The sequence below is a fragment of the Desulfuribacillus alkaliarsenatis genome (genome assembly GCF_001730225.1).
Taxonomy (GTDB): Bacteria; Bacillota; Bacilli; order Desulfuribacillales; family Desulfuribacillaceae; genus Desulfuribacillus; species Desulfuribacillus alkaliarsenatis.
In genome coordinates, this window is the sequence record NZ_MIJE01000011.1 from 261,215 (window position 1) to 284,180 (window position 22,966).

16 protein-coding genes and 1 pseudogene are annotated in these 22,966 nt (G+C 39.8%); 15 read left to right on the forward strand and 2 right to left on the reverse strand.

The genetic code is table 11. The features are described 5' to 3' along the window. Window positions 1-47: 47 nt before the first annotated feature. The 15 genes and pseudogenes from rarD to BHF68_RS07045 all read left to right on the forward strand — a co-directional run bounded on the left by rarD (window position 48) and on the right by BHF68_RS07045 (window position 20,452). Entirely contained in the window at window positions 48-1,046 is a 999-nt protein-coding gene (gene rarD, locus BHF68_RS06975; RefSeq protein ID WP_069642981.1) for an EamA family transporter RarD, read from the forward strand. 55 nt (window positions 1,047-1,101) lie between these two features. Next, on the forward strand, window positions 1,102-2,385 hold the full coding sequence (locus BHF68_RS06980; RefSeq protein WP_069642917.1) for an efflux RND transporter periplasmic adaptor subunit: 1,284 nt from the start codon (window positions 1,102-1,104) through the stop codon (window positions 2,383-2,385). Window positions 2,386-2,399: 14 nt separating this feature from the next. Then, window positions 2,400-5,465, forward strand: a complete 3,066-nt coding sequence (locus BHF68_RS06985) for an efflux RND transporter permease subunit (RefSeq protein ID WP_069642918.1) — start codon at window positions 2,400-2,402, stop codon at window positions 5,463-5,465. A gap of 172 nt (window positions 5,466-5,637) precedes the next feature. Then, window positions 5,638-6,201, forward strand: a pseudogene (locus tag BHF68_RS06990) (peptide-methionine (S)-S-oxide reductase); the annotation flags it as partial. Between the two features lie 86 nt (window positions 6,202-6,287). Beyond that, the gene (locus BHF68_RS06995) at window positions 6,288-7,463 is read left to right on the forward strand and encodes a DUF362 domain-containing protein (protein ID WP_069642920.1); all 1,176 of its coding nucleotides are present in this window, start codon (window positions 6,288-6,290) and stop codon (window positions 7,461-7,463) included. A gap of 97 nt (window positions 7,464-7,560) precedes the next feature. Further along, complete coding sequence (locus BHF68_RS07000) at window positions 7,561-9,402, forward strand: pyruvate kinase (protein ID WP_069642921.1); 1,842 nt, start codon at window positions 7,561-7,563, stop codon at window positions 9,400-9,402. A gap of 37 nt (window positions 9,403-9,439) precedes the next feature. Next, a complete protein-coding gene (locus BHF68_RS07005; protein WP_069642922.1) occupies window positions 9,440-10,585 on the forward strand; it encodes a sensor histidine kinase in 1,146 nt (381 codons plus the stop codon). 46 nt (window positions 10,586-10,631) lie between these two features. Next, complete coding sequence (locus BHF68_RS07010) at window positions 10,632-11,312, forward strand: response regulator (RefSeq protein ID WP_069642923.1); 681 nt, start codon at window positions 10,632-10,634, stop codon at window positions 11,310-11,312. Between the two features lie 165 nt (window positions 11,313-11,477). Beyond that, window positions 11,478-12,422: an ABC transporter ATP-binding protein gene (locus BHF68_RS07015; RefSeq protein ID WP_069642924.1), complete on the forward strand. Its 945-nt coding sequence runs from the start codon at window positions 11,478-11,480 to the stop codon at window positions 12,420-12,422. Between the two features lie 12 nt (window positions 12,423-12,434). Next, entirely contained in the window at window positions 12,435-13,655 is a 1,221-nt protein-coding gene (locus tag BHF68_RS07020; RefSeq protein WP_069642925.1) for an ABC transporter permease, read from the forward strand. Between the two features lie 11 nt (window positions 13,656-13,666). After that, entirely contained in the window at window positions 13,667-14,797 is a 1,131-nt protein-coding gene (locus BHF68_RS07025) for an ABC transporter permease (RefSeq protein ID WP_069642926.1), read from the forward strand. Between the two features lie 117 nt (window positions 14,798-14,914). Further along, the gene (locus BHF68_RS07030; protein WP_069642927.1) at window positions 14,915-16,543 is read left to right on the forward strand and encodes a restriction endonuclease subunit S; all 1,629 of its coding nucleotides are present in this window, start codon (window positions 14,915-14,917) and stop codon (window positions 16,541-16,543) included. 126 nt (window positions 16,544-16,669) lie between these two features. Next, window positions 16,670-17,779 carry a two-component system sensor histidine kinase NtrB gene (locus BHF68_RS07035; protein ID WP_069642928.1) on the forward strand — a complete coding sequence of 370 codons (1,110 nt, stop codon included), beginning with the start codon at window positions 16,670-16,672 and terminating at the stop codon, window positions 17,777-17,779. A gap of 212 nt (window positions 17,780-17,991) precedes the next feature. Then, on the forward strand, window positions 17,992-19,374 hold the full coding sequence (locus BHF68_RS07040) for an NAD(P)-dependent oxidoreductase (protein WP_069642929.1): 1,383 nt from the start codon (window positions 17,992-17,994) through the stop codon (window positions 19,372-19,374). After that, a complete protein-coding gene (locus tag BHF68_RS07045) occupies window positions 19,367-20,452 on the forward strand; it encodes an AI-2E family transporter (RefSeq protein WP_069642930.1) in 1,086 nt (361 codons plus the stop codon). Before BHF68_RS07040 ends, BHF68_RS07045 begins: the two co-directional genes overlap by 8 nt. A gap of 26 nt (window positions 20,453-20,478) precedes the next feature. Here the strand turns inward: BHF68_RS07045 and BHF68_RS07050 are convergent, their stop codons facing one another. Together BHF68_RS07050 and BHF68_RS07055 are read right to left on the reverse strand one after the other, a co-directional pair. Then, the gene (locus BHF68_RS07050; RefSeq protein WP_069642931.1) at window positions 20,479-22,191 is read right to left on the reverse strand and encodes a hydrogenase maturation protein; all 1,713 of its coding nucleotides are present in this window, start codon (window positions 22,189-22,191) and stop codon (window positions 20,479-20,481) included. A gap of 97 nt (window positions 22,192-22,288) precedes the next feature. Next, window positions 22,289-22,942, reverse strand: coding sequence for a 50S ribosomal protein L25 (locus BHF68_RS07055; protein WP_069642932.1), 654 nt, complete (start codon window positions 22,940-22,942; stop codon window positions 22,289-22,291). Window positions 22,943-22,966 lie beyond the last annotated feature (24 nt).

The window sequence follows — 22,966 nt, forward strand, 5'->3', positions numbered from 1 at the left end:
AGAAAATCAATATATGAAAGATAGGGAGTTATACCATGGGGGACAAGATGGATCAAGGACAAAAAGTACAAGTGGCTGGTGTCAGCTTCGCTTTGCTGGCATATATAGCCTGGGGCGTGTTGCCTTTATATTGGAAGCTACTAGAATCAGTGCCAGCGGCAGAGATTTTAGCCCATAGAATTGTTTGGTCCTTTGTATTTGTAATAGGTATTTTAGCGATATATGGTCGTTGGGAAGATATTAAGGTTACATTATCAAGTCGGAAGAACCGTTTGGCGATGCTAGTATGCTCGCTATTAATTAGTGGTAACTGGTTCACTTATATTTACGCTGTTAACAGTAATCAGCTAGTAGAAGCTAGCTTTGGCTATTATATTAGTCCTTTATTTAGTATGTTTTTGGCGATTACAATATTAAAAGAACGATTAAATTTCTGGCAAGGTGTTGCCTTGATATTTGCTGCGACAGGGGTACTAATTATCGCTGTGCAGCATGGTAGCATTCCTTGGATTGCATTGATTTTGACGGTTTCATTTGGTTTTTATGGTTTAGTTAAGAAAATGGTTAAATTCGATTCAATGACAGGGTTGGCTACGGAGACAGCCTTTGTTACCCCGGTTGCCTTGATTTATATAATATTTTTACAGCAGGACGGAATAGGTTCATTCACCTTTGCCTTTGATAGTATTACCTTACTACTAATGGGTGCAGGAATTGCAACGGCAATGCCACTGCTCTGGTTTGCCCAGGCGGCTAATCGCATTAAGCTATCAACAATTAGCTTTATTCAATATTTGGCGCCGACGATTAGTTTAGGTATTGGGATTTTTCTTTTTAGAGAGCCGTTTACGCTTGTGCACGCTGTAAGCTTTGCCTTTATCTGGTGCGCCCTGGCTATCTACTCTTGCTCTAACACGAAGGCTATGCTGTGGCTTCGTGAGCGTATTATAGCTACTATTCAAATATACAAAGGGCAAGGGAAGACTGCTAGTATCGAGCCAGTACAGACGACGATTACGAACATAGAAGAAGTAAAACATGATTAGTAGAATGGTGATAAATTTTTTATAGCATAGCAGTAACTGTTTAGGAGGAGAATCGGTGACTTTACAAAATCATCAGATAAAGCGTAATAAATTCATAGTTGTTTTATTTAGCTTTATATTGCTAGGCTTATTAAGTGCATGTTCGCCTGAAGCTGCGCCTGTTATTGAAAAGCAGGGGAAGCCAGTTCGTGTTCAGCAGGCTGAGGAGCAAGAGCGAGCTGTCACCTTAAGCTATACAGGCATTGTGGAAATAGATGAAGTTACACGTCTCGGTTTTAAAAATTCAGGGAAGATTAACAAACTGTATGTAGAGGAAGATCAGTTCATCCGTAGGAATCAGCTGATAGCTGAACTCGATACACGGGAGATTGATTTTGCGATTCGTGACGCTGAAGCCCAAATTCAAGCTGCTCAGGCTCAATATGACAAAGCTGTGCGTGGCGCGGCTGCGGAGGAGATCAACCAAGCAAGGTTAAGATTACAACAGGCTATCGATGCCTATGAGTATACAAAAGACCAACAGGAGCGAATCTCAGCTCTTTATGATGCTGGTGCAGTTCCTCGTCAAGAACTAGATGCTATTAACCTAGAGCTTGATATCCGGGAGAATGAAGTGAAGCAGGCAGAAGAATTTGTAGCACAGGTAGAACGGGGCGCAGATGTTGAAGATTTGCAGTATCTGCAGACCCAGCTCGAGCGTGCACAAGTAGATTACGAGCACAAATTACAAATGCGAACGGATGCAGAACTAAGGGCTACGATTGATGGGTATATATTAGATGTACTTTTTAAAGAAGGAGAAGTTATTGGAGCAGGACAGCCTCTGGTCGTCGTTCGCAATCAGCAAAAGGTAATTACCGTCGGGGTGCCGCAACGGGATTTAGATAGTATTTCAGTAGGTATGCAAGCGTCAGTTACTATTAACCAGCAGGCGAGTACCTGGGAAGTGAGCTCAATTAGTACAATTCCAGATAACACAACAAGGTTATACCCAGTGACTTTGCAAAAGATTAAAGGTCAAGAATCAGCATCAGCATCGGTGTCACCACAAGACTCAGCATCAGCAAACAATGATAGGTTGCTATTAGGGGCACTTGCAACAGTTACATTTACCATTGAAAATAGCACGGGAGTATGGGTGCCAATACATGTAATTATGGCTGATGATACAGACTTTATATATGTAGTTAATCAGCAGCGTGCCCAAAGACGTGATGTAATCATAGAAGAGTTTACAGCTAGTGAGGCTCGTATTAACGGAATCGACGCAGGGGAGCGTATTATCATCGAGGGAATGAGACGCTTAACTGACGGCGACGAAATATTGGTACTTAATTAAGAGGAGGGCCAGATGTGCTATATAGAATCATTAAGTCAGCGATTCAATATAGAAAGGTTACGCTGTTTACAGTTATTTTAACGGCATTTTTTGGCGTATATAGCTATCATATAGCGCCCAAGCAGGAAGCTCCTGAAATTGAAGCGCCAATAGCAGTAATTACTACTTTATATCCAGGGGCCTCTCCTGAAGACGTTGATTTGATGGTTACGGATAAAATAGAAGATGAAATAGCTACAATACGTGGCTTTGATTATTCCACATCAACCTCTACAGAAGGCTTGTCTATAGTAGTCATGCGACTTCATCAAGATGCAAATATAGACAAAGCTTGGGAGGATTTGCGTCTTAAGATGAGAGACCTCCAGGGACGCTTGCCCCATGGAGTTGAAGATATAGATATCAATGTTGACCTTGCCGATACAGCAGGGTTTATTCTTGCTGTATCAGGAGATAGTAATGAGCAGCTAGTGGCATATGGTGAACTTATTAGACAGCAGCTACGGCGCGTCAATGGTGTTTCGCGGATTGACTTAGAAGGAGAAGCACATAAAGAGATCCAAGTTGCAGTAGATATGGATCAGCTATTCTACCTGCCACTGTCGTTAGATGCCATTAGCCAAAGACTACAGTTGCAAAATACAGATTTACCATCTGGCAATCTGCAGAATAATCAATCAAGAATCCCTGTGAAAACGCCCCAATCATATGAGACGATAGAAGATATTAAGGAAACAATTCTGCTGGCCTCTGAGTCAGGATCAATTTTACGCTTGCGTGATATCGCAGAGATAAACGTAGTGCACGCTGAAGATAACCAAAGAATTTATCATAATGGCAGAGAAGCAATTTTATTAACAGGTTATTTTAAAGACAACGTAAATATAGTCCATGTTGGTGCGGAGATTGATAAGCACTTAAGTGAACTTATTGAGCAGCTGCCAGCACATATAGACGTATCCTATGTGTTAAACCAGCCTAGGGATGTGGATCAAGCAGTCAAGGAGTTCGTAACAAACCTGTTGCTAGGAATGGCCTTTGTTATGACAGTTGTGTTTTTGGGTATGGGCTTTAGAAACGCAATTGTAGTATCGACAGCGATTCCCATAGCAATATTAATAACCCTTGGAGCGATGCGTTTCTTAGGGGTAGAAATTCATCAGATTTCTATTGTGGCCTTAATCATTGCTTTAGGTATGCTTGTAGACAACGCAATTGTCATTAGTGATACGATTCAGGTTCGTCTCGACCGGGGTGAGGAACGGCTCCATGCCTGTATAGAAGGAGTGCGTGACGTGGCAATGCCTGTAGGTACATCCACGCTAACAACAATAGCTGCGTTCTTGCCGTTATTGTTATTACCTAATGTGGCAGGTGAATACATTCGCAGCTTACCGCTAATTGTAATCGTTTCGTTATCTGCTTCGTATTTGATAGCAATCTTAGTTACGCCTACATTAGCGTACCTGTTTTTCAAGCCAGAGCTAAAGGAAAGCAAAAGCTCGCCAGTTCGTGCTTTGTTTCTATACGTGTTAACTACGGCTATGCGTTGGCGAGTTCTTACTATCTTATGCTTAGTGGCGGTTATCGGACTTGCTGGCTTCACGGTCACCCAGCTAGGATTGCAGTTTTTCCCGAAGGCGGATAAACAGCTCATCCATATTGATATAACGGCTGAGCGCTTTGGAGACCTTGATTATACCGAATCATTGGCATTCCAGGTTGAAGATATTATTAATGAGTTTTCTGAAGTAACGAACTATACAACAGTTGTGGGAGCAGGACTACCTAAGTTTTTTAATACAATGAACATTTCTATTCCTTCCCAGGATTTTGCTCAAATCGCCGTAGAGCTAGACTTAAGTCGTAGTGACTTTGTGAAAAATACACAGCTTGTTGAACTGCTACAAAGCGAAATTAATCAGATGGTTACGGGGGGCACTGTCATTGTCACTGAATTAGAACAAGGTGAACCAATTGGGTCGCCAGTGCGCTTGCGCGTTTACGGTGAGGATTTAGATTATCTGTACTCTGTAGCCAATGAAATTCAACTGCTATTAGAGGACATCGAAGGCACTACCAACGTCCATTCTAATGTTCCGAAAAAAAGCCATGAGTTATTTATTGACGTCGATGACACCCGTGCTGCAATTGTCGGAATTTCTAAATACGATATCCAAAGGGAAATCAGTAATGCCTTGCGGGGCAGGGAAGCTACAGTCCTAAGGCAATCTGGCAAAGAGTATCCAGTTATTATCAAAAGCGACATCCTAGCACTGGATTCACTAGAGCGAATTGGTATAACCTCTTCGGTAACGGGTAGTAAAACTTCCTTGAAGGATTTAGCTGAAATTCGTATACAGCAACAAATTCCAGCCATAAATAAATATAATAAAGACAAATCAGTAACCATATATAGTGATGTTTTATCTGGTTATAATCCTGTTCGCATTCAAGAGCAATTAGAGCAACGCTTGCTTACTGCTAACATCCAGGGAGTTGGGATTGCCTTTGATGGGGAACGAGAAAAGATTAATGAATATTTCGGTGAAATTGGCTATTCAGCAATATTCGCAGTGCTATTGATTTTTGGTATCTTACTTGTTCAGTTCCACTCCTTTAGTCAGCCGTTATTAATATTAATTACAATTCCTTTGTCAGCTACAGGCTCAATTGTTGGTCTCTATCTTTTCCAGCAGCCGTTATCCTTTACGGCAATGCTTGGAATTGTCAGCTTGTTCGGAATTGTGGTTAATAACGCGATTGTTCTAGTGGACTATATTAACCGTGAACGAAGCAACAACGTAGCAATCCAGGTGGCCTGCTACGAAGCCGTGGAGAAACGCATCCGTCCGATTTTGTTAAGTACAATCACGACAACCATGGGGCTGGTTCCGCTAGTGCTTTCAGGGAGTGAATTGTTCAGGCCGTTATCCATCTCGATTATGAGTGGCTTGCTAGTGTCGACGCTGCTTACGATAATCGTGCTGCCTGTCTTTTATACAATTGTTGAATCGAGGCTTAATAGACAGCCGACTTTGGCTAATGAAAGAACTCAAAGCTATGAACATACACATTAAGCAAACGAGCAAATAAGTAAATAGCGATAATGAATAGAAAGGAGTCTTCACAATGCAAACCCATGACAATCATGCTAGTGACCTAAGAGTAGCTGATATACCAATCATAGATATAGAGGCGCCTAGCAATTTAGAGACGGCGACATTGGCCCTCGGTTGATTCTGGGGTCCTGATGCTAGGTTTGGCATCACAGAGGGGGTTTACCGTACCCGCGTCGGTTATGCAGGGGGAACGACAGCAAACCCAACCTACGAACGGATTGGGGATCACACAGAGGTACTGCAAATTGATTTCAATCCTTTAGAAATCAGTTTTGAGGAAGTAGTGCATTTATTCTGGAAGTACCATACGCCAAGCAGGCGCGTATACTCTAGGCAATATCTGCCTATCCTTTTATATCATGATGAAAAACAAGAGCGTGTTGCAAAGAAATCTTACCTGCGAGCTGAACAGCAGTATGGGAAAATCTATACGCAGCTTATGCCAATGCGAAGCTTTTACTTGGCTGAAAATTATCATCAAAAATATTACCTGCAGCTAGATAAGGAAATAGCAGAAGAATACCGCACCATATATCCAGATTGGCAGGATTTTATAAATTCAACAGCGACGGCGCGGGTAAATGGATATATTGTTGGTTACGGCGACAATGACAAGCTCGAACAAGAGATAGACAAGCTTGGATTATCAAGTAAAGGTCAGGAGCGGCTACTACGACTGATACGCAGATATTAGAAATAGCATAACTGATACGCAGGTTTAGAATCACATAATTATAACAGAGATAATAACAGAGATATTAACAGAGAGGACGTTATTAAGTGAAAACAACTGTCTCTTTAGTGGAATGTAGAGAGTATGAGTACGGACAACTGAAGCAATCCATCGCAGAAAGTTTCCAGCAGCTAGGGGGCATTGGGCGCTATATTGCAGCAGAGGACAAGGTTTTACTTAAAATGAACCTGCTAATGAAAAAGCGGCCTGAGGAAGCAACGACCACCCACCCTCTGTTCGTAAAGGCTTTGGCAGAAACCCTCTTAGAATATGGAGCTGACGTTATTATCGGGGACAGTCCTGGAGGACCTTTTAACGAGAAAATGCTCAAGGGCATCTATAAGTATTGTGGAATTACTAATGTTGTTGAAGAGCTTGCAGAAGCACAAGGCTATGGAACAAGAATCCAATTAAACTACAACACAAACCATATGAACGTAGATAATCCAGACGGCCTTTTATTAAAACATTTGACGGTTACAGAAATGCTACTGGATGTAGACAAGGTAATTTCCGTATCGAAGTTAAAGACCCATGGTATGACAATGTTTACTGGTGCTGTGAAAAACATGTTTGGTATTATTCCTGGTATGCTGAAGGCGGAATATCACTTTAAAATGCCAGAGCTTGACGATTTTTGTAATGCGTTGGTTGATATCTGTGCTTATGGAAATCCTGTGCTGTCATTTATGGATGGTATTGTCGGCATGGAAGGTGCTGGTCCGTCGGCTGGGAATCCGCGAAATATTGGTGCAGTGATTGCGTCAACGAGTCCTTACCACTTAGATGTCGTTGCTAGCTCACTAATTAATCTTAACCCCCTTGATGTACCGACAATTAAATTAAGTAGCTTACGCGGCTTGTGTACAGGCACTTTAACTGATATTGACGTGCAAGGAAAATCAATTGAACATTTTTTAATCAAAGACTTTGATATCCCACCAATACGTCAAGTCACGTTATTTATGAAAAACACACCTAAGTTTCTGCAGCCAATTCTGAATTCAATGCTACAGCCTAAGCCAATCTTTGACCACAGCATGTGCGTTGGCTGTAATGTATGTGCTGAGCATTGCCCAGCAGATGTTATTTCGATGGTAGACAAGCGACCGATTGTCGATTTGAATCCTTGTATCCGCTGCTTCTGCTGCCAAGAGCTATGTCCAAAGAAGGCAGTAACAATCCACCGCCCTTGGCTTATGCGCAAGATTGCTAAGTGGTGAAATTGGCAATAAGCTCCGATAATGATTTAGCTAGGCATGAACAATACTATATTAGACAAAAAACGACGATAATTAAGTATGCGACGGGAGATTTAGTATGGATATTGGAAAAGATCTACTAGCACTTCATGATGCGATTGTTAGTAAAGCAACTGAGCTTGCAAAAAACCATTCAATAACTGTAACAGATTCTCAGAAGCAGCTTAGTCGCGATAATCTACTATGCTACGCTATTTTGAGGGGATTCGATATTCATCAACTACAATTGCAGCTCGAGCAGCATGGTCTGAACTCATTATCGAATATTGAAGGACATGTACTCCATTCAATACAGCAGGTAGCTAGCCACCTAGTCAATGACTCGTTCGATACACAGACGTTACCAATATTGACAAAGGCGCAAGCGCAAAAACTGACGGAACAGCGCGCAATTAATACCTTAGGGAAACCGCATAAAGGTAGACAGACTAGGATTATGGTTACTTTAGATTCTAGTTACTTAGAGCAAGATGGAATGTTAGAGGGTCTATTACTTAATGGCATGGACATAGCTCGGATTAATTGTGCACATCATAATCGTGAACAATGGACAAGACTCATTGAAGGTTTGCGAATTGCTGAAGGAAAACTAGCAGCTAGCAACAGAGGAGTTGGGAAGAAATGCAAAATTGTAATGGATATAGGTGGACCTAAGCTCCGCACAGGTAGTATTGAACAAATTAGTAGACCATTAAAGCTGACGGTCAAAAATGGTGGCTTGCGTGAAGGATTTATCGACATTGAAGCTCAATATACTGAAGAAGTAACAGTTGAATTTAATATTTCAGAAGTAAAAACAGGTAGCTCCCAAGGTAGTTTTATAATTGCAGCACGCGAAGCAAGTAACTTCAATCAGCTAAAGCCAGGAGACTGCTTAGAATTCAGCGATGCAAGAGGGAAAAAACGGAAGTTCTATGTAATCGAAAATATTAATAAGCATAGGATCAAAGTACAGCTACAGCAAACAGCCGTTGTCACAGAAGGATTAACGCTAAAAAAGCAAACAGACATTGCATGCAAGACTGGCCCAATGAGACCTAGACCTGCGAAGCTACAGTGTAGCGCAGGCGACATATTGTTACTATATAGAGACCCTGAACGTCAAGGTCATTTGGCTAGGGAATCTCAGCACTTAGGGATCGCATGTATTGCAGCAGGGGCACTAGATAATATGAAGGTTGGAGAACGAGTTTACATTGACGACGGTAAAATCAGTGCAGTTATTGAGGAAGTTCATTCAGACTACCTGAAATTATTCATCGTCAGTCCAACGACGAGAACTGCAAAAATCGGTGAACATAAAGGATTAAACTTTCCAGATGGCAGTATAGACATGCCTGCACTGACGCAAATAGATAGAAATGATTTAGAGTTTATTGTTAAAAACGCCGATGCCATTAATTATTCCTTTGTACAAACACCAGCAGATATTTATGACCTTAAGTACGCCTTGAAAGAATTAAATGCTGAGCATATAGGTGTTATCGCAAAAATCGAGACAAAAGAAGCAGTCTATAATTTAACTAAAATTTTATTAGCGGGATTAGAGGTGCCAAACTTTGCTGTTATGATTGCCCGTGGTGACTTGGCAGTTGAGGTAGGTATTGAAGCTCTGCCATTCGTTCAGGAAGATATTCTGGATCTCTGTGATGCAGCACATACTCCTGTAATATTGGCCACTCAATACCTAGAGAACCTTGCGAAAAAAGGTGTGCCTGCAAGGGGAGAGGCAATAGATGCAGCGATTGCCCAGCGAGCGGAATGCGTTATGCTGAACAAAGGAAAGCATGTAGCAAATGCCGTTGAGACCCTCTCTTATATACTTTGCAGCCAGCAGCTTAGGTATCATAAAAAGCACCAAATCTATAAGCGTTTCACTATGCAACACGGAATTTTTTAATTCTTGCTTGATTTTTTTAATTGGTAGGTGAGCAGTAATGTTTAAGGAACTCCAGTCTTACGACTATATGGGCATATTAAGGGTGCTAGGTCTATTGATTATGTTGTCAGTAATATACCCTACAAACTCAGTAGCTGGTCAGGTATATACTTTATTTTTGGCACTTGTAGTAATTACTACAAACACTTTACTACTGCGTGGACTTGTTGACACCCTTACTAAGAAACGAATATTTATAGCAATAGAAACAATCTTGTTTTTGATACTGCTGTTTTTTTCACCCAATCTCATTTACATCGGATTATTGTCAGTTCAAATTATCACTGTCTGTATTTTCTTTAGCAACATGTGGGAGAGAAATATATATAGTATATTACTAGCGAGTGTAGCCTTTATTTATTCATTGTCTTATAGTTGGGAGTACTATAAAACTGGCATGACGATATCTCAGATTATGCTAGAGTTACTTCCATACTTGTTTTTCTACTTTGTAGGTAGCGCTGTAAGTAAGCTGATACAACAGAAGGAAGAATTAGAATCACTAAATCATAAGCTAAAAGAATCTACGGAGCGCGTGAAAGAGCTTGCAATAACAGAGGAGCGGAATCGCTTAGCTCGAGATATTCATGATACTGTCGCTCACCGCGCAACAGGATTAATAATGCAGCTGCAAGCAGCTAGAAGCCTATCAAAAAAGAAGCGGCCAGAAGAACTAGAGTCAGTAATTGAAAATTGTTTACAAGTTTCCAAACAAATGCTAGATGAGATGAGGCGGTCAGTCCGTGCTTTAGCGCCAGAGGATACGGAGAATTTATTAGCGGAAACAACTCTTAAGCAGCTAGTGGATAATTTTTCAAATCAGACTGGGATGAAGATAGAAGTAGATTTTTATGGTAATAGAAAAGAGCTTTCTAGTGAACAACAGGTGACACTTTATCGTGCAATTCAAGAGGCACTAACAAATGCGAAAAGGCATGGAGAAGCTACGGAAGTTCAAATTGTTATTAAATACTTAGCAAGCTCAATTGAAATGCAAATAAAAGATAACGGCAAGGGTAGCGACAATCTTGATTACGGTTTTGGACTACAGGCTATGCAGCAAAGGATTATGAAATTGCACGGATCATTACAACTCGATTCATCGAATGAAGGCGTTCAGATAGTTATCGTGATTCCTTCTTAGCATAACAAATTTAGCAAGCTTCAAATATCAGTATGAGGTGATAGCCTTGATAAAGGTAATGGTAGTGGATGATCAAAAGCTTATCCGAGATGGGTTGAAAATCATGCTAAACCTGGAAGAAGATTTGGAATTTGTCGGAGAAGCAGACAACGGTAAAGATGCTTTAGAAGTAGCAAAACAATGTTTGCCCGATGTTATTCTTATGGATATTCGCATGCCTAAGGGTGACGGCGTACAAGGAACAAAGCTTATTCATCAGTGGAATCCAAGCATAAAAGTATTGATTTTAACGACCTTTGATGATGAAGAGTACGTAATTGAAGCAATTAAAGTGGGTGGCTGTGGATACCTATTAAAGGATATTCCCTCTGAAGAACTGATGGACGCTATTCGCACAACATATAAAGGGGGCTCTGTGCTAGAACCACAAATTACTGCTAAACTCCTTACCCATATTCAACTTCAAGGCTATGGACAAAATGGCATGCTGCAGGGTTCGTTGTCCAAAAGACAAGCTCCAATAGACGAAGGAATCTTAACAGCTAGAGAACGGGAGATTCTTTCGTTAATAGGAAAAGGGTACTCTAATCAACAACTCGCTCAAAGTTTACATATTACTGAAGGAACTGCTAAGAACCACGTGACGAATATTATGAGTAAGCTTGACCTGCACGAACGTAGTCATCTAGTAATATACGCCCTAACAGGAGAAAAACCAAATCAATAGAAAATCTATGCCCTGAGTCATAGAAAAAAGATATACCGACTGCCATATGGTGGTCGGTTATTTTCGTTGCTACAATTAAAACAAATAGAACAATAAAGCAAGTGAAACAAATAAATGCGATATTCAATCAATAAATGATAAATGTAAGGAAGGGAGCTAATAGACATGTTACAAGTAAAAAACGTATCAAAAGCTTTTGCAGGCAAGGAAGTGGTAAAAAATATTTCGTTCTCTGTAGATCAAGGGGAATCCTTCGGTTTACTAGGGCCTAATGGAGCAGGCAAATCAACTACAATTCATATGATTGCAGGGCTATTGCAGCCGACGAGTGGAACTGTATCAATAGATTTCCATGATATTCAGAACAGTCGTAAGCAGGCGCAAATGCGCTTAGGGGTTGTTCCTCAGGAGATTGCATTATACCAAGATTTTTCTGCCGAAGATAACCTGAAGTTCTGGGGTCGTATGTACAATTTAACTGGCAAAGAGCTTACGGTAGCAGTTCAACGGACTTTAGATATTGTTGGTCTAACAGAACGAAGGAAGGACCAAGTTGAAACCTTTTCAGGTGGGATGAAGCGCCGAATAAATATCGCCTGCGCTTTATTACATGAACCAAAGCTATTGATCATGGACGAACCAACGGTAGGGATTGATCCGCAGTCACGCAATCATATCCTGGAAACGGTGAAAGAATTAAACAGACAGGGCATGACAGTTCTATACACAAGTCATTACATGGAAGAAGTTCAATATTTGTGTGAAACAGTCGGGATAATTGATCAAGGGCAATTGATTGCTAATGGATATGTAAAAGATATTATTAAACAGTTTGGAGATTTAGCAGAGATTCAGATACAGTTTGCTTTTGATAATGATGAGTTAGCTCCCGCAGAGAAATTACAAGCATGGTTTCAGCCATTGAGCCAAGGGACGATAAAGATTTCAGACAATCAAATGACGCTGTTACACAAACAACCTGAATTGGTAATCCAACGAATTGCAGAAACCCTTAAGCAGAGAGACATGAAGCTACTTGGTGTGAAAGTAGTCGAATCAAGTCTCGAGTCAGTGTTTTTACAATTGACTGGGCGCGCCTTGAGAGATTAGGAGGAGATTATTATGGCATGGTTTTGGATGCTACACAAAGAGTTTTATGCCTTTGTAAAAGATAAAACATCTCTGTTTTCATTATTGCTGGTTCCTCTGATTTTGATTGGAATATTAGGAATCTCACTCTCGAATGCTTTCGACACTGGTGATGGGGAAGCTAGGGAAGTTAAAGTCGCTCCTATGTCAGTCTATGTGGAAAATCTAGATCGAGGTCCAATGGGGGACTATTTACAGAAGGTTGCATTTACCTCAGAAGAAGTCCAGAAGTTACTAAAGTTGACTAATGCCCGAGATCAGGCTGAAGTCTTTGTCATAATTCCGGAGGACTTTACTGAAAAGGGCTGGAGCCTAGCGGGTGATGTAATTGAAATCCGTATAGCAACGGATAATCCTAATCGGATAGGTGTTAAAGTAGTAGAGTCGGTAGTAGAGATGTTTCTTCGTCAAACGAAAATGCTGTACCTAATGTATGAACAGCAACATATAGGTGTACCTGATGGAGCAAAGGGTAACAGTAGTGCAGGCGCCTTCGCAGGTCCGGAAGCTTTGTTTGGTGGAGACAGAGGGCAAGGAGCAATTGATTTGCCAGTAATACAAGAGCTTTCAGTGGGAAGCTCGAATGGTAATATAGTTTCTTCATTTGCCTACTACGCTGTAGGGATGGGCGTAATGTATGTGCTGTTTCTAGGAGTTACAGCTGCTAAGGCTTTAATGATAGAAGTTCAACAAAAAACTATGCTGAGATTACTAGCTACTCCGCAGTCCATTCTCGGTGTTTTACTAGGGAAGTTTTCAGGCTGGGTCCTACTAGGAGTACTTCAAATTATGATACTTATTGCTGGTAGTAAGTTGCTCTACGGCGTAGACTGGGGAAACAACTTCGTACAGCTCGTACTATTAAGCATTAGTTATGTATTTGTTGTTATTGCACTAGGTTTTATCTTGGCAACCCTACTTGCGAAAAGTGAAGCAGCAGATCAATTTGGAACGATTGCTGTACTTATTATGGCTGTTATTGGTGGGAGTATGGCACCAATATATATATTACCTGAGTTTATCAATCAAATAGCTAAAGTACTACCAAATGCTTTAGCATTGCAAACGATACTAGAAATTATAATAGGTACAGATTGGGCCGTAGTATTAAAGACAGTTGCAGTGTTTATGATTATGGGAACCACTTTTGTCCTACTTGGAACCTATAGATTAACACAACAATGGAAAGGTTAGGAGGAGAAACAATGACTCAAATCCTGGCAATCACAATTTTACGAATCAGATCGTTATTTAGAGATAAAAAGTCGTACGTGTTCTTTATTGGTTTACCAATTTTATTTACTGTCATCTTTGGTTCAGTGCATGGGGGCACAGATGGCAATCGCAACTTACCTGCAGTGGGATTGCTGCAATCAGAGGTGGCGGATTCATTATACTATAATCAACTGGAAACGGCTAAAGACTTTGTATGGATAAAAGGTAATTATGCTGAGCTAATGGATAGCTTGCAGCAAGGGCAGCTAATAGCGGTGGTAGAAGCAGACACTAATAATATAACCGTATATAAGCGTTATAATTACCCAGAACAAATGCAGCTAGAAGCGCTATTAAAAATGCGAGCACAGGAGTTAGCGATGCTAAATCAATTAGTCCCTGATTTAGATATGCGCGATCGCATCGAACAATCATGGAGCACCTTAACAGTTGGTTTTACATGGCAGCCTAGGTACGCTGTTGAGAATGCTGATGAAGCTATAGGAGATAAAACAGTATCCTTCTCCCAAGCTAGTATGGCGATTGGCTTTGCTCTGATGTTCATGATGATGAATGTCGTTATCGGTGCAGGTACTGTGATTGAGGAAAAAAGACAGGGTACATGGAAACGTATGTTGATGGCTCCGCTAAGTTCTTCACAGATATTTTTCGGCTATGGAATCGGGTACTTCGTTATTGGTTGGCTACAATTTATCATTTTAATGGTGGTAGCAAGCGTATTGTTTGGTGTCAGTTGGGGGAATATAATTTCTGTTATAACTGTCGTGTCCTTATTCTTAGCGAGCATTATAGCCCTCGGCTTGTTGTTAAGTCAGTTAGTCAAAAACTATCTACAACAACAGACTATTGGGAGTTTAGTTATCATTGCTAGTTCAATGCTTTCGGGTATATTTTGGCCATTAGAAATTGTGCCAGAGTTTATGGTTAGTTTTGCAAAGCTAATGCCGCAATATTGGGCTCTAAATGGTCTTGTGGATGCCATGCTATTAAATAAAGACCCATTGCAGTTGCTTCCTCCTATTATGTCTTTAACTATACTCACTATCGTTTTCTTTGGAGGATGGCAGTTATTAAATAAGATAAGCAGATTTGGCTATTAGAAGGTATTTTACTATGGATTATCTCATTGACTCAAATGACAAGGAATTTGGTATTGCAATACCAAATTCCTTGTATTAATATTAAAGAAAATAATCGACGCTAGTGGGTGAATATTAGTGGAGAGTCGAATTAAAGAATTCCTGCAATTGCTATCTAGTAGGGGTATTGAAGAATTTGATGTTATCCTTAATGAAATGCTAAGAATTAAAATAACTGAGCGAAAGCTAAAGCAACAAGGTAGGCTTATAAGTGCTACCATTACTACTAGGGAAGAAATTTTTAGCTCTATGAAAACACTTACAGAAAAAGAGTTTGGTTATTTTCCAGGAGATAGAGACTTGTTTTTTGAGCTATATAGCTTGGGGGATGGTCTTGACTTATTTAGCTTTACTAAATATTTACTAGCTTTAGAGAAGCCTAAAAATAGCAAACTACTTTGTCCAAAACATGTTACGATGCATATATCGCAAGTGCTACAATTTGTACAACCTAAACGCGCATTAATAACAAATGCTGAAAAACATTTGCTTGGATTGAGTGATTTAGTTAGGGCAAATGCTGATACTGAATTTATGCTCACAACAGCGCAAAAATCGATGTATTACTTGTTAACCCTTGTATTTGCAGAAAACCAGAGCGTAACTATAGAGCAAGTGGCAGTAACTAATGACTGTGATACTGACAAACAGTTCGATTTTATATTTACACTACCTGATTTTTATAAAGAAGAAATTATCAAGGGTCTAGCTAAACAGCTGACGGATGAGGGGCAGTTGCAGGCTATCGTGCCTGCTAATGTCACATTTTCTGGAGGACGTTATCTAGAACTGCGAAAGCATTTAGTAGATAACTATCAAGTAGATTCTATCTATAAGCTTCCTGAGCATACGTTTCGACCATACACAAACGTAAAAACATATATGCTAAACATAAGTAAGATGCGTACATCGAAGGCCGTGTTGATTGGGCAATTGGAAGCTAATCAAACGCAGGATAATGACAAGATGGAAGATGACCGTAGGCTACAAATTACAGCGTCACGCAGTATCACACAAGGTAAGTTCCAACAGTTTGCAGACTGGAAGGTTGAGTTACTCTTAGACGCTGAAGCCCAAGCTATAGAACGCTTTGTTTTACAAAAAAAATCAAAATTTAAGCTGAAAGATATAGCAGAGATTTTCCGCGGTAAATCTATCAAAAAAGAGGACATAAAACCAGGGGAGATTAAAGTTATCAACATCTCGAATATAGACAAGCATGGGCAGATTTCTGATTTAGACTTGGATAGCATAGATGAACAGGAAAGAAAGGTAGATAGATACCGTTTGACAGACGGCGACATATTAATTACATGCAGAGGAACCGTTAACAAAATTGCAATTTTTAACAAGAGAAACCAAAAGCATTATATATATATCCCATCAGCGAATATTATCGTAATCAGGCTGAAGGAATACATAGAGAACCAATACGTTAAAATATTTTTAGAAAGTCCTGTAGGTAAAAAGGTAATTCAAAGCTATCAACGGGGCACAATAGTAATGAACATTAATCCTAGTGATATTGGAGAAATAGAAATTCCAGTGGTTTCACACGCCAAACAACTGCAGATAATAAAAAGATATAACGAAGAGCATCAATACTACTTAGAGGAAAAGAAGAAATTAGAGCTACGTTGGAATTACAAAAGGGCAGAAATATATGAAAGTATTATTGATACAAAATTGGATATGCGCAGGCAGTAACTATTGCTCTTAACAAACACATGAAAAAACTTGAAAAAATAATGGGAAAAGTGAATAATTGATACAACAACTAGTGTCAGTCTTTTTAGTAGCTTAATTGCCTTGTTAGGCTTGGAGGGACGTACTATGGTGAGGGAGACTGGACACGATGGTGTGCGAAAACAAAGCGAAGAACAACTTAATTATGAGCTTTTTAATAATGCACCAATAGGTTATGTTGTTTTTGATTTTGCAGGTACAGTTAGGAAGTGCAATAGTGCCTTTCGTAGCTTGCTAGAATTAAATAAAATAGATGTATTAGGGAGAAAGCTACAACAATGGATTCATCCCGATAGCCAAGATGTATTTTGCTGTTATATTAAACAACTGTCAAGTGATAGGTTAAATGAAGAAGAACTTATTCAGTTAACGCTCCGCTCAAAGAAACGGGATATACCCGTGAAAATAAGGAGTAATCTGCTTGAATATGATGGTGAAAAATTAATTCGGAGTATGGTTATTGACTATTCGGAGCAATTAAAATATGAGCAAGAAATAAATCGTCTTAATCAATTGAACACAACAGGAAAAGTGGCAGCAGCAATTGCCCACGAAGTGCGTAACCCTATGACGACAATTAAAGGGTTTGTACAAATATTTCAGACAAAGCCAGAATTCCTTCCTTATAAGCATCACCTTGAACTAGTTGATAACGAAATCAATCGTGCTAATGATATGATTTCCGAATTCCTAAGCCTGTCGCGGACGGAGCTACCAGTATTTACAAAAGTTAATATTGCAGATGAAATTGAAAGCATCCTACCACAAATCACAGCTCAAGCACGTGAAGAAGACATAACGATTACTACACTTGTAAAGCCAATACCAACAATACATGCTTGTAAACAGGAGCTTAAGCAGGTTCTGATAAATGTATTAAAAAATGCAATAGAAGCAAGTAGTTCGGGAGATGAGGTTAAAATTACTACTATTAATACTACTTTCAACGATTGTACGTATGCGACAATAGCTGTGTCTGATCAAGGAACAGGAATTCCAGAGGAGATTCAGGAGCTTATTGGCAAACCTTTTGTAACGACAAAAACAAACAGAGCAGGTATTGGTTTATCAGTTGTTAAAAATATTATGGCTAGACATTGTGGGAAAATGAATTTCTGTACAAGTGTTCAAGGGACTACCTTCTATCTTCATTTCCCAGTGAAGACCAAAGATGAAATTATAGATTATTGCATATGAATAAGTATTACAATCAAGGTTTTAGTCAACAAGCCTACGCATCCCTGAGTAAGCTGCAGGGATGTTTACTTTTTGTGAATTTAAGCAATACTAATAGAATGAGTGAATTATTTCACAAATGCACAAACTACTAGAATTAGACTACATCTTCTGGTAATATTGTGTCATGGATAAAGAGTGGTGCTCAAATTATTATATTGGGGGGCAATGCCATGAAAATAGATAAACAATCTGACTTTGATAAAGAGAATCTTGGTTTTTGTGAAATTGATCAAGGATTTGGTATTAGGGAAGCTATAGAAGAAGCAAAGCGCTGTCTTCAATGCAAAAACCCTACCTGTCGCAAGGGTTGCCCTATAGACAATGAAATACCACAGTTTATTAAAGCCTTAGCAGAAGGAAATATAGGCGAGGCAGGAAGCATTATCGCTAAGCGTAGTAACCTCCCTGCTGTATGTGGCCGTGTGTGTCCACACGAGCTCCAGTGCGAAGGAACTTGCGTGCTTAATATAAAGAAAAAACCAATTAAAATAGGCAAAATAGAACGATTTATTGCTGATTTCGAAGCGGAGATGGGTATTAGTAGCGTTGAGAAGTCCAAGTACTATGAAGGTGATGTTGCTGTTATTGGTTCTGGACCAGCTGGATTAACAGTAGCTGGTGACTTAGCGAAGCGAGGTTTTTGTGTTACAGTGTATGAATCTCAGCTAGAGCCAGGTGGAATTTTAACATACGGTATTCCCAAATTCCGTCTAGACCGAGAGGTAGTAAGAAGAGAGATAAAGAAAATCGAAAACCTTGGAGTAGTATTCAAAACAGGAGTTGTTGTTGGCGAAGATATTACAATCGATGAAATGCTAAATCGAGAACGATTTGACGCTGTTTTTATAGGTACGGGTACAGCATTGCCGAAGAATTTGAATATTCCTGGTAAGGAGCTAACGGGCATAATGCAAGCGATGTATCTGTTGCGCATGGTTACTTTATTTAATCACGGAGATATTGATCGCAAAGAAATCCCGATTGATGAAGGTGATGAGGTAGTAGTTATTGGAGCTGGGAATGTCGCCTTTGATGCAGCGCGTACTGCACTAAGACTTGGTGCGAAGCAGGTTACGATTGTATATCGGAGAACAAGGGAGACGATGCCTGCGCTGCAGTCGGAATATGAGCATGCCATGGCCGAGGGCGTGCAGTTCAAATGGCTGTCTAGCCCTGTAGCATTCGAAGGAGATGAAAATGTACGCAGTCTGCAGTACGAAGTGCAGCAGGTTGATGAAGAAGGGAACATAACGGGGACAGGGGAGTTACAAACACTTGCTGCAGATAAGGTTGTTATCGCAATTGGACAGCGTCCAGCAGCTAAGGTTATTAGCACGGCTACGGACATTGAAGTTAATCCAGAAGGATATGTTATAACGAAAGAGCGCCCTTACGGTATGACTACTAAGAAAGGCGTATTTGCAGGAGGGGACGTTGTGCATCAACCTGCTACTGTAGTACTAGCTATGAAGGAAGCGCAGCTGGTAGCACAAGGGATTGCAAAATATGTAGAAGCTAAAAGATTATTAGAGGAGTTAGAATCAAATGACTGATTCGCGATATTTTAGATTTGCAGTATGGATTTTATTAATCTTTTTAATAATTCTAGTGGGATCACATATTCCGTTTGTTTTTGTTCCATTTATTATACTACTGCAAACGGTATTTTTTCCTATCCTCTTAGCAGGGGTGCTCTATTACTTAATGGTTCCTATAGTTGATAGACTGACAGAACGAAGAGTTCCGCGGACTATATCAATAATCTTAATATATCTTGGATTTATATTTGTAGTAACAATGTTAGTCGTAACATTAGGACCAGTGTTCCAGCGGCAGGTAATGAGCTTAATAGATAACGCTCCTGGACTATTTAACGAGGTGCGAAACTGGTTGCTAGAAGTTCAGCAACACCCAATGCTGACGACCTTCGTAAGCCCTGAACAGGTTACTGTTGAAGAGGTTGCACGTAGATTCTCTGAATATATTAACCAGATATTCTTTGCAGTGGTCAACAATATCTCAGCGTTTTTGGGTACTTTGACGAATTTTGTTACGACACTACTAATGATTCCGTTCATTCTATTTTATATGCTAAAAAGTGGAGACGAACTTCCCCGTGCGATGATTCGCTTTTTGCCTAGTAAGCATCAGGATGAAGGTAGGTCCATTGTTAATGATATGAACCAGACGTTGAGGGCGTTTATTCAAGGTCAGATAATTGTAAGTATGAGCGTAGGTGTCCTTTGTTATATAGGCTTTCTAATAATAGGAATTGAGTATGCATTATTACTAGCCTTGGTAGCTATGGTTACTAACGTAATTCCGTTTATTGGACCATTTATCGGAACTATTCCCGCACTTATCGTGGGGATATTGCACTCGCCATTTATGGCACTAAAGGTATTGATTGTAATTATTGTTGTTCAGCAGATAGAAAGTTTGCTAATCTCACCAAGGGTTATGGGTAGCAAGCTAAATATTCACCCAGTGACTATTATTCTACTAATTTTAGTAGCAGGAAATCTAGCGGGATTTTTAGGTCTAATATTAGCTGTTCCTACTTACGCAATAGGGAAGGTTGTTATATCACATACATATAGGCTTGTGCGTTTACGGTTAGGTTGGGATTAATACTTAAGAAAGACTGAGATAATTCATCATCTCAGTCTTTCTTTGATCATAGGTGACATATTTGAAGTTGTATAGTTTGAAGTTGTATCGCAGGTTAGCTTGTATACAAAAGCTCTGCGTAAGTCATGGTATTTAGAGTCCTCAGCAAAGAAATTATTCCACATTTGCTTTAGTTCTTCCTTGCGATATTGGGCAAGGGGCTTGATTTGCTCATCAAGATTACGACGTTTCTTTTTATTAATAATAAGCTGTTCGTAATCAGATTGCGTAGCTAACAATCGGGCGAAGCTATGAATTTCACTAGCTAACACAGTATCAGGGTAGAAATCATCGATTAATCCGATATTCTTAGCAAAGTGAGTACTAATAGGCAGGCAATCATCAGTTAAGCGCAAAGCTAATCCGCTACCTACTCTCTTTGGTAACAAATATGTCCAATATTCTGACCCGTATAGTCCCATTTTTTTGTAGTGTGGATTTAATACGACGCCCTCTCTAGCGAACACGTAATCTGCGGCTAATGCTAGAATTACGCCACCTGCAGCAGCGTTACCCTGCATAACTGATATGACAAGCTTGTTATCTGTCGTAATGACTTGGCGAACTAAGTCATTAATTGCATTTATGTTCTTCCATGACTCATGACCAGGATAATTCGCTGCTTCTATAACATTTAAATGAATACCATTAGACCAAAAATCATTACCACCCTTGAGTACAAGCACCTTCGTATCCCTATGACATGCTTTAATATAGGTGTCAGTTAGACGCTGGCACTGCTCAGTACTCATAGCACCATTATAAAAAGGGAAGTGCAAATATCCAACTTCATCTTTTTCTTCATAAAAGATATCACGATATGTTCTACCTACATATGCATCGAAAGGAGATAACTGAACAGTTGGTACATTAGCTAATGTATCCTTAAGGATCTGTTCTGCAGGTAATTTATAGTAAATACTTCCGTTCGTTGATTTCTTCTTTAAATGTGTTATCCACACAGCGCCATTTCCTGTGGCTCTACAGATTGCGCCGTCACGTTTGGCGATAATTTCTCCAGCTGGACCCGTTAAAGCATCTTCTTCATGCGCACCATACAGATAATATTCCTGACTGTTAATACTATCTAATACTCCAGGCTGACTATCGGCAGCTCTTATTTTTCTAACAATATTCTCAGTTGTGTCGAACCAATTGAGCTTTCTGTCTGTTTGCTTCATTGAAGGTAATAACTGCCCTCTAACATCTGGCTGGCTATAGTCTAAAGGCTCAGGGGTATAATTGTTTTGCTGGAATTTCGCAACTGCATCTAAGATGCCTTTGATAGCAGCGTTACTAACTTCCTTGCGATAGATAGCGCTCTTTGAGGCGATAGGCATTAGAAATTCCTGCGTTGACCAGATAGCTCCAGCATCCATTTCTGCTGATGCCTCTAGGATAGTAACACCCCAGATTTCTTGCTCTGTGGTAATCGCCCAATCAAGCGATGATGGACCTCGATCACCTTTGATGCCTGGATGTACGATTAGGCAGGTATGGTTTTTCCAGATAACATCAGGCACATAGGCTTTTAAGAATGGTGCTATGATAAGATCTGGAGAAAGATCATTAACTGCAGATATCATGGCTTCTGCGCTTGTAGCTAGTTGTATATCTACTTGATGTCCGCGGTCGGTGAGCTCTACATATGCGCGTTGGCTAAGGCTATTATGTGCAGTCACTATAAATAGTATTTTCATCTTTTTTATCTCTACCCCTCAGTATTTTTGCTATTTATCTATTATAACTTAAATGAGGGAGAATGCAGTGCAATAAATCACAGTTATCTGATGAAAATTATTCTTCTCCATGTGTTTTTGTTTCTTCTGGATTACCTGTAGAGTCAGGTGCTTTCTCTGGGGCTTCAACGACTTCATCTTCTTCGACAGGTGCCACCTGAGCATATACAAGGGTGGCAACAACACTATCCAAGTCACTTAAGATTTCTATATTACTGTCATTAGCTATATTTAAATCTCCTAGGGTAATTGCATCCTTTTCCTGTAGCAAGGATGCATCTGCTTCGACATTCTCAGGCATAAACCTTGGGAACATTTCAATCTCTACTTCATTAAGTTGTACCTGTAAGATTTTGTCTCCGCCCTCGACAGTATCCTTATTTGTGATATGGATACTTGACGTTACTTTGATTTTTTCGTTTTCATCTAAAGCTTGTAAATCAATGTGCACGAACTGGTTTTTAAGGCTGTTACGCTGTAAATCCTTGAAAATAGCAAAGGAATTTTCGTTGTTTAAAGTAACTGCTACTTTTCGGCTAATGCCATAGCTGCTAATAAGCTTTTTTAATTCAGATTCATCTACATAAAAGAGCTGACCAGGACTACCCTTGCTATAAAGAACCCCTGGAATATGCCCTTCTCTACGTGCAGCCTTGGCGTTGTTATACTGGCTTGTATTACGGTCTAATAATGATAATGTTGGTTCTGACATAAAAATCACACTCCTTTATTTTTG